8 protein-coding genes are annotated in these 13,438 nt (G+C 56.0%); 7 read left to right on the top strand and 1 reads right to left on the bottom strand.

The window, feature by feature from the left end:
• Nucleotides 1-50: 50 nt before the first annotated feature.
• Entirely contained in the window at nt 51-896 is an 846-nt protein-coding gene (sseA, locus tag E2F51_RS01385; RefSeq protein ID WP_134822567.1) for a 3-mercaptopyruvate sulfurtransferase, read from the bottom strand.
• A gap of 254 nt (nt 897-1,150) precedes the next feature.
• On the opposite strand from sseA, the gene E2F51_RS01380 reads away from it, so the two are divergent.
• The 7 genes from E2F51_RS01380 (at nt 1,151) to ispG (ending at nt 13,389) form a co-directional block, all read left to right on the top strand.
• The gene (locus E2F51_RS01380; RefSeq protein WP_134822566.1) at nt 1,151-6,115 is read left to right on the top strand and encodes an alpha-2-macroglobulin; all 4,965 of its coding nucleotides are present in this window, start codon (nt 1,151-1,153) and stop codon (nt 6,113-6,115) included.
• A 39-nt stretch (nt 6,116-6,154) separates the two neighbouring features.
• Complete coding sequence (gene pbpC, locus E2F51_RS01375) at nt 6,155-8,476, top strand: peptidoglycan glycosyltransferase PbpC (RefSeq protein ID WP_134822565.1); 2,322 nt, start codon at nt 6,155-6,157, stop codon at nt 8,474-8,476.
• Between the two features lie 174 nt (nt 8,477-8,650).
• Nucleotides 8,651-9,082 carry a nucleoside-diphosphate kinase gene (gene ndk / locus E2F51_RS01370; RefSeq protein ID WP_013203396.1) on the top strand — a complete coding sequence of 144 codons (432 nt, stop codon included), beginning with the start codon at nt 8,651-8,653 and terminating at the stop codon, nt 9,080-9,082.
• A 181-nt stretch (nt 9,083-9,263) separates the two neighbouring features.
• Nucleotides 9,264-10,433 carry a bifunctional tRNA (adenosine(37)-C2)-methyltransferase TrmG/ribosomal RNA large subunit methyltransferase RlmN gene (locus tag E2F51_RS01365; RefSeq protein WP_013203395.1) on the top strand — a complete coding sequence of 390 codons (1,170 nt, stop codon included), beginning with the start codon at nt 9,264-9,266 and terminating at the stop codon, nt 10,431-10,433.
• An 82-nt stretch (nt 10,434-10,515) separates the two neighbouring features.
• Nucleotides 10,516-11,247, top strand: a complete 732-nt coding sequence (gene pilW, locus E2F51_RS01360; RefSeq protein WP_013203394.1) for a type IV pilus biogenesis/stability protein PilW — start codon at nt 10,516-10,518, stop codon at nt 11,245-11,247.
• Nucleotides 11,237-12,226, top strand: coding sequence for a cytoskeleton protein RodZ (rodZ, locus tag E2F51_RS01355; protein WP_013203393.1), 990 nt, complete (start codon nt 11,237-11,239; stop codon nt 12,224-12,226). Before pilW ends, rodZ begins: the two co-directional genes overlap by 11 nt.
• 41 nt (nt 12,227-12,267) lie before the next feature.
• A complete protein-coding gene (gene ispG / locus E2F51_RS01350) occupies nt 12,268-13,389 on the top strand; it encodes a flavodoxin-dependent (E)-4-hydroxy-3-methylbut-2-enyl-diphosphate synthase (RefSeq protein WP_013203392.1) in 1,122 nt (373 codons plus the stop codon).
• Nucleotides 13,390-13,438: the final 49 nt, after the last annotated feature.

The following is a 13,438-nucleotide window of genomic DNA, read 5'->3' as shown; positions in this document are numbered from 1 at the left end:
TGAAAAAAGGCGGGTCAGCGTAGTTGACCCGCCTTTTTTATCCGCGCGAATCAGCCGATGGCGATGGGCAGATCGTCACGACTTCCCCATTCTCCCCAGGAGCCGTCATACAGCGTAACGTTTTCGACGCCCAGCGTGGTCAACGCCAGAATGACCACCACCGCCGTCACGCCGGAGCCACAGCTGGTGACGATCGGCTGGGTGAGATCGACGCCTTGCTGGCTGAAAATCTCTTCCAGCGCCTTGGGCGACTTCAACTCACCGTCTTCGACCAACGAATTCCACGGCACATTCAGGCTGTTAGGAATGCGTCCACGGTGCAGGCCGGGACGGGGTTCATCCACTTCGCCTCTGAAACGGTTTGCTGCTCGCGCGTCCACAATTTGCGCGCCGCCTTCATGACTGATTAACAGCACGTCGGTCAGGCGTTTCACCAGTTTGCTGTCAAAGCGGGCATCAAATTCCGCTTCGGGCAGGTCAACCGCACCGCTTTCCAGCGCATAACCGGCCTCTTCCCAGCCTTTTAATCCGCCAGCCAGAATCGACACCTTCGCCACGCCAAACTCGCGCAGCATCCACCAGGCGCGCGGAGCAGAGAACAGGTTGCCCTCATCGTAAACCACCAGGTGTTTATCGCTGTTAACCCCCAGCTCACGCATCGCAACCGCAAAGGTTTCCGCCCTGGGCAACATATGTGGGTAAGGGCTGGTGTGATCCGACAGGGCTTCGATATCAAAGAACGGCGCGGCAGGCAGGTGCTTTGCCAGATATTCAGCCTTAATGTCCCGCTGGTTTTCCATACCCGGAGGCAACATGCGTGCGTCTACGATTTGCAGATCGGGATCCGAAAGGTGTTCTGCCAGCCAGTCGGCGGTAACAAAGAAAGAGGATGTCATAGCGGCCTCGCGTTGGGACATGAAGTAACGATAGTTCCAGTGTACCGCGCTGTTACTCCATCACAAGATGTTCCGCACTATCAGGATGATATTGCGTAAGAATCTGAATGCAGCGCGCAATTCTTGTGTCGTTGGCTGACGGGTCCTGAATAACTTTGCGAAATGTTGCTAAAAGTGAAAAAACAGGCTTTTTTTTGCCCCTGCTGAGGTCATACTGTGCACCTCAATTATCGGGTGCTGGCCATGGAGTCATGATGAACGTTAAACGGAATGGATTATATGTTGCGGCTTTTCTCTCGCTGCTGCTGTTAGGTGGCTGCGATCAAAAAGAAGAAACATCATCGACACCGGCCAGCCAGAGTGCGTCTGATAAGGCGCCAGCCAGTAAGCCTCCCTTACTAAGTGACGCGCAGAGGGCAGCTGAAGCTAAACGTGATGCGGGTAAATCATTAACGCTTATTGATGCTTCCGAAGTGCAGCTGGATGGCGCCTTCACGCTGGTGCTGACGTTTTCCATCCCGCTTGACGATCGGCAAAACTATGCCAGCCAGTTACATTTGATCGACACCAAAACCGGTGCAGTCGAAGGCGGATGGGAGCTTTCTCCCTCGCGTAAAGAACTGCGTTTCCGTCATCTTGAACCGGCGCGTGAGCTGACCGTCTCGGTTGATAGCGGGATAAAAGCCGCCAATGGCGCTGTCCTTGAGCAGGCCTTCCAGCAAAAAATAGCCACGCGTGACGTGCAGCCGATGGTTGGCTTTGCCAGCCGCGGTTCTCTTCTGCCGACCAAAGTTACGCAGGGTCTGCCGGTTCTGGCGCTCAACATTAACAGCATTGATGTCGATTTCTTCCGGGTAAAACCGGCTTCACTGCCTTCTTTTCTGGCGTCCTGGCAATATGGCACCACGCTTTCCAGCTGGCAGTCACAGGATGTGCTGACCAAAGCTGACCTGGTCTACACCGGCCGTTTTGATCTCAATCCGCAGCGCAATACCCGTGAAAAAATGCTGCTGCCGCTCAGCAACATTGACGCGCTAAAACAGCCTGGCGTGTATCTGGCAGTGATGAAGCAGGCCGGTTCCTATAACTACAGCAACCCCGCCACGCTCTTCACGCTGAGCGATATCGGCCTGTCTCTGCATCAGTTCCCGCAAACGCTGGCATTGTTCAGCCAGAGCCTGGAAAGCGGGGCCGCTCTGCCTGGTGCTCAGCTTTCACTGTTGGACGAAAAAGGGCAGGTTCTGGCCGAAGCGACTGCGGATGCGCAGGGCCATGCGGAATTTGCCCGCTTCCCGAAAGCCAAAATCGTGCTGGCAAAGCTGGGTGAGCAAACCACGCTGTTGGATCTGACGCGTCCGGCATTGGATCTGGCGGAATTCGCGGTGGCTGGCCCGGAAGGGTACGACAAGCAGATCTTTATCTTTGGCCCACGCGACCTGTATCGCCCGGGTGAGACGGTGGTGATCAATGCGCTGATGCGTGATGCCGATGGTCAACCTTTACCTCCTCAGCCGGTCACGCTGGAAGTGGTTAAGCCGGATGGCGAGGTTGCCCGCACGTTAGTCTGGCAGCCAGAAAATGGCCTCTATCAATATCGTTTCACCTTGCCGGAGTCGGCAACCACCGGCAAATGGTCATTCCGCCTGAATACCGGCGATAACCGTAAACGAAGCTGGGCGTTTAACGTAGAAGACTTTATGCCAGAGCGCATGGCATTGACCCTTAAAAGCAGCCCACTTCCGCAGTCTATGGAGGAGGATGCTGCCTTCCAGGTGAATGGCCGTTATCTGTATGGTGCTCCGGCTGCCGGAAACACTCTGCAAGGTCAACTGTTCCTGCGCCCGCTGAGGGATGCTGTCGCCAGCCTGCCAGGCTATCAGTTTGGCGATATCAATGAATCCGACCTGAAACGCACGCTTGATGAAGTTGACCTCAAGCTGGACGCCGAGGGCAACAGCAGCGTGGTGGCCGAATCGAGCTGGAAACAGGTGCATTCACCGCTGACCGTCATTCTGCAGGCCAGCCTGCTGGAGGCGGGTGGCCGACCGGTGACGCGCCGTGCTTCTCAGGCGATTTGGCCTGCTGAGATTTTACCCGGTATCCGGCCTTTATTTGGTAATAAGGACGTGTACGATTATCGCAGCGACAGTTATCACAGCCAGCCCATGGTGGAAGAGGGCAGTACCGCCGCCTTTGATTTGGTGTATGCCAACAGTCGCGGCAAGAAGTTGGCTGCCCAGGATTTGAATGTCCGTTTGATCCATGAACGCCGCGATTATTACTGGAGCTTCTCGGACAGCGAAGGCTGGCAGTCCCGCTTCGATCAGAAAGATCTGGTTGAAGATGAACACAACGTCACCATTGCCGCTGAGGGCAGCACGCGTGTCGAATACCCAGTGGACTGGGGATCTTACCGTCTTGAAGTGCGTGACCCGGAGAATAATGTGCTCAGCAGCGTGCGCTTCTGGGCAGGCTACAGCTGGCAGGATAATACCGATGGCTCCGGGGCACTGCGGCCGGATCAGGTCAAGTTAAAGCTCGATAAACCGGCTTATAAACCGGGTGAGAAAGCCAGGGTGCACGTTGAATCTCCGGCTGCGGGTAAAGGCTATCTGATGGTGGAGTCCAGTAACGGTCCATTGTGGTGGCAGGAGATCACCGTACCGGCAGGTGGCATGGATGTTGACGTGCCGGTTGATAACGCCTGGAAACGCCATGACCTGTATCTCAGCGCGCTGGTGATCCGCCCTGGGGATAAAACCCAGGGAAGCACGCCAAAACGTGCGGTAGGCTTACTGCATCTTCCGCTGGCGCAAGAGAACCGACGTTTGTCCCTCAGCCTGGATGCCGCAGAGAAAATTCGCCCGCAGCAGACGCTGAAAGTGAAGGTGAAAGCGGGCGTTTCGCAGGGACCTGTGCCGCAAAAAATCACCGTACTGCTGTCAGCTGTTGATAGTGGTGTCTTAAGCATTACCGATTACAAAACGCCGGACCCGTGGGAAGCCTTCTTTGGCCGCAAACGGTACAACGCCGATCAATATGATGTTTACGGTCAGCTGATTGAAGGCAGCGGTCGCCTGGCGGCACTGCGCTTCGGTGGTGACGGCGATGACGAAGATCCGTTAACCCGTGGCGGGCAGAAACCGGTCACTCACGTCAATATTGTGGCCCAACAGCTGCAGGCCGTTACGCTGGATGCCAATGGCGAGGGCACGCTTGAGCTGGCAATACCGGAGTTCAACGGTGAACTGCGCGTAATGGCGCAGGCCTGGAGTGATAGCGACTTTGGTTCGGCAGAGAAGAAAGTGGTTGTCGCGGCACCGTTAGTCAGTGAACTGGCGACGCCGCGCTTTATGGCGGGTGGCGACCGCGCCAGGCTGGCGATGGACCTGACTAACCTGACCCCACAGCCGCAAACGCTGCAAATAGCGTTCAGTGCGGGTGGTTTGCTTAAGCTGGATGATCCGCAGACGCAATCAGTGATCCTGAAAGCAGGAGAACGCAAAACGCTGTTCCTGCCCGTCACCGCCTCAGCCGGATTTGGAGATGGCGACGTCAGCACGGAAATTACTGGCCTGTCGCTGCCAGGTGAAGCGTTCAAACCGATGAAACAACAATGGAAAATTGGCGTTCGTCCAGCCTATCCGGGCGTGACGCGCAGCTTTAGCAGCGTGCTACATGCGGGTGAGCCGTGGGCCTTGCCGGCAGATGCGCTTTCTGGTCTGGCAACGGAAACCCTGCAGGGGCAGCTGGTATTAAGCAATAAACCTCCGCTGAATATCGCCCGCTATATTGCCGAACTCTACGCATACCCGTACGGCTGTCTGGAGCAGACAACCAGCGGACTCTATCCTTCACTGTTTACCAATCAATTGCAGTTGAAGGCGCTGGGGATCAAGACCAGCACTGATGAAGCGCGGCGGGCCTCCATCGATCTGGGCATTGACCGTCTGGCGGGAATGCAGCGTGCAAACGGCGGCTTTGGCTTGTGGAGCAAAGAGAGTCCGGAAGAGTTTTGGCTGACGGCCTACGTCACTGATTTCCTCGTGCGGGCCAACGAGATGGGCTATGGCGTGGAAAAATCAGTGATTGAAAATGCAGACCAGCGCCTGCTGCGCTATCTGCAGGACCCCACTCAGATCGAGGTTTACTACAGCCAGGATAGCAATGCCTCCCGCTTTAGCGTTCAGGCATATGCTGCGCTGGTCCTTGCGCGTCAGCAAAAAGCGCCACTGGGCGCACTGCGTGCCCTGTTCGATAAACAAGGTCAGGCGAAAACCGGGCTGTCGCTGGTCCAACTGGGCGTTGCATTGAAATTAATGGGCGATCGGCCGCGTTCTGAACAAGCCCTGAACCTCGGACTGGCGACGCAGCGCAGCCAGAAAGAGAGCTGGCTGGGCGATTACGGCAGCGACATCCGCGACCAGGCCATGATCTACGTGTTGTTGTCAGAGAATAAGCTGCTGCCACAGGCGCAGGACAGCTTACTGCTTACGTTGACGCAGAACTTGAATGGTAAGCGCTGGCTGTCTACTCAGGAAAATAATGCCCTGTTCCTGGTGGGCAGGGCGCTGACCGATGCCTCAGGTTCAGCCTGGCAGGCCACGCTCAACGGCAGTTCCCTCAATGGTAAAGGACCGGTGACCACGCCATTAAACTTCCCAGAGCTGGCGGAAGGGGTTCAGTTGCAAAACGATTCTACGGATGCCATTTACAGTCGACTGGATGTGGTTGGCTACCCAACGGCTAAGCCGGCGCCTTTCAACAGTGTGCTGAATGTCACCCGACGCTATCTTGATCTTCAGGGCAAGGAGATCTCACTGGAAAACCTGAAGAGCGGTGATTTGCTGCTGGTCAGCCTGAAGGTCTGGGCGGATCGCCGGGTGCCAGATGCGCTGGTGGTCGATCTTCTGCCGGCGGGACTTGAGCTGGAAAACCAGAACCTGGCGAACAGCAGCGCCAGCCTGCAGGAGAGCACCGCCGATGTGCAGGAGTTGATGGGGGATATGCAGCAAGCCAATATCAAACACATCGAGTTCCGCGACGATCGCTTTGTTGCCGCGGTGGATGTGGATGGCTACCGCCCGGTTACCCTGCTTTATCTGGCAAGGGCGGTGACGCCGGGTCAGTACCTGATGCCGCCTCCACAGGTGGAATCGATGTATGTCCCACAATGGCGGGCGCTGGGGACTACGCCAGACAGCCTGACGATTCACTGAGTTGCAGGTGCCTGGCTTAACGCCGGGCACCGCTAACCAATGAATAAGCTATTACGCTATACCCGCTGGTTGATGGTGCCGATTGCCGTTGTGCTGCTGCTTGTACTGGCGGATCGCCTGTGGCCGTTGCCGTTGAAGGAGCTGCAGCCAGCGCGAGTGGTTGTAGCGGAAGATGGCACGCCGCTGTGGCGCTTTGCTGATGCCCAGGGCGTCTGGCGTTATCCCGTTACGCCAGAAGACGTTTCCCCTGATTACCTGCAAGCGTTACTTACCTATGAAGACCGCTGGTTCTGGTATCACCCGGGTATTAATCCCTTCTCGGTTATCCGGGCAGCCTGGCAGGATCTGAGCGGAGGTGAGATCGTTTCAGGCGGCAGCACGCTAACGATGCAGGTTGCCCGACTGATTGATCCCCACCCGAGAACCTTTACCGGCAAGCTCTGGCAGGCATGGCGCGCCATGCAGCTGGAATGGCATCTGTCCAAGCGTGACATTCTGACGCTGTATCTCAACCGTGCGCCTTTTGGTGGCACGGTAGAAGGCGTCGGCGCAGCAAGCTGGACCTGGCTGGGTAAGCCTCCCTCGCAGCTAACCAAAAGCGAAGCCGCATTGCTGGCGGTGTTGCCACAGGCACCGAGCTGGTTGAGGCCCGATCGCTGGCCAGAGCGGGCTCAGGCCGCGCGTAATAAAGTACTGGAAAGAATGGTCGCTCTGCATGTCTGGCCGAAAGAGCTGGTTGAGGAGATTTATCCGGAGCCTGTCTGGCTGGCGCCAAGGCAGATGCCACAGCTGGCCCCACTGCTATCCCGCCGTTTACTGGCGATGTCCAGCCAGCAAAAGATCGTCTCAACGGTCGATGCCGCACTGCAGCGGCAGATAGAGGCGCTGGCGTCAGGCTGGAAAAGCCAGCTACCGCCGCGCACCTCAATGGCTGTCCTGGTGGTCGATCATGCCACGATGAAAGTGCGGGCCTATCTGGGCTCGGTCGATCTGGACGATGACAGCCGCTTCGGCCATGTGGATATGATCAGCAGCATCCGCTCGCCGGGGTCGGTTCTGAAGCCTTTCGTCTATGGCATGGGGCTGGATCAGGGGCTGATCGCCGCGGAATCGCTGTTGCAGGATGTCCCACGCCGTTTTGGTGATTACCGGCCGGGAAATTTTGATACCGGATTTCACGGCGCCGTTAGCGCCAGCGAAGCACTGACCCGTTCGCTGAACTTGCCTGCGGTGCAGCTGCTGGAGGCGGTCGGGCCGAAGTTTCTGGCTGCCAGCTTGCGCAATGTGGGCCTGACGTTGCGTTTCCCGCCGGCAGCGGAGCCAAACCTGTCCTTAGTTTTAGGTGGGACCGGCGCGCGAATGGATCAGATTGTTGCGGCCTACAGTGCCTTTGCCCGCAACGGGCTGGCGGCAGGATTACGCTTTATGCCGGAACAACCGCTGGTGGAAAGGCCGTTACTCTCTCCCGGCGCTGCGTGGATCGTCAGGCGCATCCTTGCCGGGGAGGCCAAACCCTTAGCAGACAACCTGTTACCGGGCGTTGTCCCGCTGGCGGTGAAGACCGGGACCAGTTACGGCTACCGGGATGCCTGGGCCATCGGCGTCAATCCTCGTTATCTGATCGGCGTGTGGGTTGGCCGTCCGGATGGAACACCGGTTGCCGGGCAGTTTGGCTTTGCCAGCGCCGTACCGGTGTTGAATCAAATCAATAATTTGCTGATGACCTCACCCGGTTTTCGCGGTAACTGGTTACCCGTCGAACCGCGTCCTGCGACGGTCTCCGCCGGATCGCTGTGTTGGCCGGGTGGGCAGGCGTTACCTGAAGGCGACAGCAATTGCCGGCAGCGTAAGCAAAGCTGGATTCTGGAAGGGACGACACCGCCCACTTTACTGGCGGAAGGACAGGAAAACCTGGCAGGGCTGCAACAGCCAGTATGGATAAATGCTGCAGGCTTGCGCGTGGCAGCGGATTGCCCGCAGGCGAAGGGGGTAAATGTGGTGTTGTGGCCATTACCGCTGGAACCCTGGCTGCCGGTGTCTGAGCGCCGGCAACAGCGGTTTCCCGCAGTGGATCCCCGCTGTCCGCCACTGGATAACGGCAGTGCGGTTCCTCTGATTTTGACGGGCGTTCGCAGTGGTCAGCTGTTGCATCGTCTGCCAGGTAAAAGTCAGCTGGATCTGAACGTCACGTCGCAGGGAGGCCGCGGAAATCAACGCTGGTGGTTCCTGGACGGCAGTGCGCTTCCGCGCCCAAACCGGCAAGACACCGTAAATTTGTCATTAGGTAAAGCCGGTAGCTACCAGCTAACGGTGCTGGATGAGGGTGGACAAGTCGCCTCGGCAACTTTTACTGTGGAGTGATTCCGCTTGAATGCGATAAAACCGCTAAATAATTGTGGGTTTATAGATCGCATTTTTTTATTAAATTGTTGAATCTCCGATAGGCAAGGGCGGCGATGCCCCCTATAATCGGCGCCATTTTCCAGGCCGGGGAGCCTTTTCACCGGCCAAACTCGACATCAAACAGGGGTCCATATGACTATCGAACGTACTTTTTCTATCGTTAAGCCGAACGCGGTGGCAAAAAACGTTATTGGTGCCATCTTCAACCGTTTTGAAAGCGCTGGCTTCAAAATCGTTGGCAGCAAAATGCTGCACCTTAGCAAAGAGCAGGCTGAAGGTTTCTACGCTGAACACCAGGGCAAACCGTTCTTCGACGGTCTGGTAGAGTTCATGACTTCAGGTCCGGTTGTGGTTTCTGTGCTGGAAGGCGAAAACGCCGTTCAGCGTCACCGTGACCTGATGGGCGCAACTAACCCAGCTAACGCACTGGCAGGTACTCTGCGTGCAGATTACGCTGACAGCTTCACCGAGAACGCGACCCACGGTTCTGACTCTGCTGAATCTGCTGCCCGTGAAATCGCCTATTTCTTCGGCGAAGGTGAAGTTTGCCCACGCACCCGCTAAGATCGTTACTACAGGGCGAATAGCGCCGGGCGTTTACAATTTATTTTGCAGACGCGCTTTAACCTGTCGCTACACGCTTGTATGATAATGCGCCCCTGACCAGCCTGGCTGTCAGGGGCGCATTACTTTACCTTCCATTCCCCCAGAGCCATAACGTGTAATAACGAGGCCCGAGAATATTATGTCTGAACTAATTGTGAGTCCGTCGTCCGAATCTCCTGTCATTGCCACGCCAAAAACAGAAAAAATCAACCTGCTCGATCTGAATCGTCAGCAAATGCGCGAGTTTTTTGCCAGCATGGGCGAAAAGCCGTTCCGCGCCGATCAGGTGATGAAGTGGATGTATCACTACTGCTGTGATGATTTCGACGAGATGACCGACATCAATAAGGTTTTCCGCAACAGGCTGAAAGAAGTTGCTGAAATCCGCGCACCTGAAGTCGCAACCGAGCAGCGCTCGACCGATGGCACCATCAAATGGGCAATCACCGTTGGCGGTCAGCAGGTCGAAACCGTGTACATTCCGGAGAAAGACCGCGCCACCCTGTGCGTCTCTTCCCAGGTGGGCTGCGCGCTGGAATGCAAATTCTGCTCGACGGCGCAGCAAGGCTTCAACCGTAACCTGCGCGTGTCTGAAATTATCGGCCAGGTATGGCGTGCAGCAAAAATTATCGGTGCCTCTAAAATCACCGGTACGCGCCCTATTACCAACGTGGTAATGATGGGTATGGGCGAGCCGCTGCTTAACCTGAACAACGTTGTTCCGGCGATGGAAATCATGCTGGATGACTTTGGTTTCGGTCTGTCCAAGCGTCGCGTCACCCTATCCACATCAGGCGTGGTTCCCGCACTGGATAAGCTGGGCGACATGATTGACGTGGCGCTGGCGATCTCCCTGCATGCGCCAAACGACACAATTCGTGACGAAATTGTGCCGGTTAACAAAAAGTACAATATCGAGACGTTTTTAGCCTCGGTGAGCCGTTACATTGCTAAGTCCAATGCCAATCAGGGCCGTGTGACCATTGAGTACGTGATGCTGGATCATGTGAATGACAGCACCGATAACGCACACGAGCTGGCGGCATTGCTGAAAAACACCCCATGCAAAATCAACCTGATCCCATGGAACCCCTTCCCGGGCGCTCCTTATGGTCGCAGTTCGAACAGTCGCATCGATCGTTTCTCTAAAGTGTTGATGGATTACGGATTTACCACTATTGTGCGTAAGACGCGCGGTGATGATATTGATGCGGCCTGCGGACAGTTGGCCGGGGAAGTGATTGACCGTACCAAGCGTACCTTGCGTAAAAAAATGGCCGGTGAAGCGATTTCTGTGAAAGCGCTCTGAAACCTGAACGTTGGCAGTGACCCGTGCTGTCCGCCCTGATGTGAAAAGCGTACCATACGCTTAACTCAAATCAGGAGGTTGCATGGGTAAAGGATTCCCGTTCTGGTTGGCACTGTTGCTTGTAGCAGGCTGCCACTCGTCATCGCAACGCAATGAACTGCTGCAGACCCGACTACAATTGGGGCTGGATTATCTGGCCCGCGATAATTTATCTGCTGCCGGGCGCAATCTGCATCAGGCCGTGGTGCTTGCACCGACGGATTATCGTGTTCAGCTGGCGATAGCGCGTTTTTACCAGCGATCGGATAACCCGGTTGCCGCCAGCGAGCATTATCAGAAGGCTCTGCTGCTGGCAGGACAAAACCGTGATGTAATCAATAATTACGGTGCGTTTCTCTGTAGTTTAGGGCAGTATGATGCGGCTCAGCAGCAGTTCAGCAAAGCCGCTGAATTACCTGAAAACGGCGTGCTTGCCGATGCGCGTGAAAATGCCGGTTACTGCTACCTCCTTGCGGGGGAACAGGACAGGGCACGGACAGCATTGGTTGAGGCAACACAAAACGCTGTCGACAAGGGAAAGGCTCTGCTGGCAGAAGCCGAAAGGCGATTTGGAAAGAATGAGCGCGAGGTATCGCGGCTCCTTTTAGATGTTTATCAACGCAACTTTTCAGCCACGGCTGAGAGTTTGTGGTTAGAGATTCGCTTCGCCGCGCTGGCGCAGCAACCCGAAGGCGTAAAGCTTGCCGGGGCGCAGTTGGCGCGAAATTTTCCACAATCGATACAGCACCTGCATTATTTAGCTAATGAATACTGAAGCCACTCAAGATAACTCAGCAGTAAATTCAACAGGCCAGCGCCTGCGCAGTGCCCGTGAGCAAATGGGACTGACTCAGCAGAACGTTGCTGAACGCCTTTGCCTGAAACTTTCCACCGTCCGTGATCTTGAAGAGGACAAGTCGCCTGCCGATCTGGCGTCGACCTTCCTGCGGGGATATATCCGTTCTTATGCCCGTCTGGTACACGTACCTGAAGATGAACTGCTGCCGATGATGGCTAAGCATTCACCTGTTCGTGCTGCCAAAGTGGAGCCGATGCAGAGTTTTTCTTTGGGCAAACGTCGCAAAAAACGCGATGGCTGGTTGATGATTTTCACCTGGCTGGTCCTGTTTGTTGTCGTCGGATTGACCGGCGCCTGGTGGTGGCAAAACCACAAGGCTGCTCAGGACGATCTGGTGTCGATGGCCGATCAGAACGCGGGAACCAGTGGCGATAATAGCCAGTCGATCCCGCTGGGTGACAGCAGCAATGACAACACGCCGGCCGATAACTCGGCCGCTCAAAGTGTTCCTGCTGACGCTTCAGCCCAGACGCCATCAGCTTCGGCGCCAGCAGCAGCCAGCGCACCTGCGGCAACTCAGACCCCGGCAAATAATGCCGCGGCTTCTTCACAGCCTGTTGCCGTTTCGCCTTCTCAGGCGCCAGTGGACAACACGGCCAACAGCCAGATGCCAACCGGATCTGCAGGCGTTAGCGCGCCTGCTGCCGACGGCAATGCGCTGGTGATGAGCTTCGATAAAGACTGCTGGCTGGAAGTCGCCGATGCAACAGGGAAAAAACTGTTCAGCGGAATGCAGCGTAGTGGTGGTAAACTCAGCCTCGCCGGTAAAGCGCCATATCGTCTGAAGATTGGTGCGCCGGGCGCCGTTCAGATCCAGTATCAGGGCCAGCCGGTCGATCTGAGTCGTTTCATCCGTACCAACCAGGTTGCTCGCCTGACAGTCGGTGCGCAATAACGCATCTTTCTGATCGCGAGTAATTGTGGAGAAAGAAGACTATGCATAACGCAGCACCCATTATCCGTCGCAAATCTACGCGCATTTACGTCGGCAAGGTGCCAGTGGGCGATGGTGCACCAATAGCCGTTCAGTCCATGACCAACACGCGAACCACCGATGTGGCGGCGACGGTCAATCAAATCAAAGCGCTTGAGCGTGTCGGTGTCGACATTGTTCGCGTTTCTGTTCCTACCATGGACGCCGCTGAGGCTTTTCGCCTGATCAAACAGCAGGTCAATGTCCCGCTGGTTGCTGACATCCATTTCGACTATCGCATTGCCCTTAAGGTTGCCGAATACGGCGTTGACTGCCTGCGCATCAACCCAGGTAACATCGGCAATGATGAGCGTATCCGCCAGGTTGTGGACTGCGCGCGTCACTACAACATCCCTATCCGCATTGGCGTGAACGCCGGCTCGCTGGAAAAAGACCTGCAGGAAAAGTATGGCGAACCTACGCCACAGGCCCTGCTGGAATCTGCCATGCGTCATGTCGATCATCTGGATCGCCTGAACTTCGATCAGTTTAAAGTCAGCGTTAAAGCCTCCGACGTGTTTTTGGCCGTTGAGTCTTACCGTTTGCTGGCTAAGCAGATCGATCAGCCACTGCACCTTGGCATCACCGAAGCCGGTGGCATGCGTGCTGGCTCAGTGAAATCTGCCATCGGTCTTGGCCTGCTGCTCTCAGAAGGCATTGGCGATACGCTGCGTATTTCGTTAGCCGCCGATCCGGTGGAAGAAGTGAAAGTCGGCTTCGATATCCTCAAGTCCCTGCGCATTCGTTCACGTGGTATCAACTTCATTGCCTGCCCAACCTGTTCACGTCAGGAATTTGATGTGATTGGCACGGTGAATGAGCTTGAGCAGCGGCTGGAAGATATTGTGACGCCGATGGATATCTCCATTATCGGCTGTGTGGTGAATGGCCCGGGTGAAGCGCTGGTTTCCACCCTTGGCGTCACCGGTAGCAACAAGAAAAGTGGCTTATATGAAGACGGCGTGCGCTTGCGTGAACGTCTTGATAACAACGACATGATCGATCAGCTGGAAGCCCGCATCCGTGCTAAAGCCACGATGATGGACGAAAGCCGCCGCATTGCTATCCAGCAGTTAGAAAAATAAATCGCATTTACGGGTTGGCCCGAAGGCCGGAGGACAGAGTTTACTGACT

It is taken from the genome of Erwinia sp. QL-Z3 (genome assembly GCF_004551645.1).
Taxonomy (GTDB): domain Bacteria; phylum Pseudomonadota; class Gammaproteobacteria; order Enterobacterales; family Enterobacteriaceae; genus Erwinia; species Erwinia billingiae.
The sequence above is the reverse complement of the archived record's forward strand: the minus strand, read 5'-3'. Positions and strand labels throughout refer to the sequence as shown.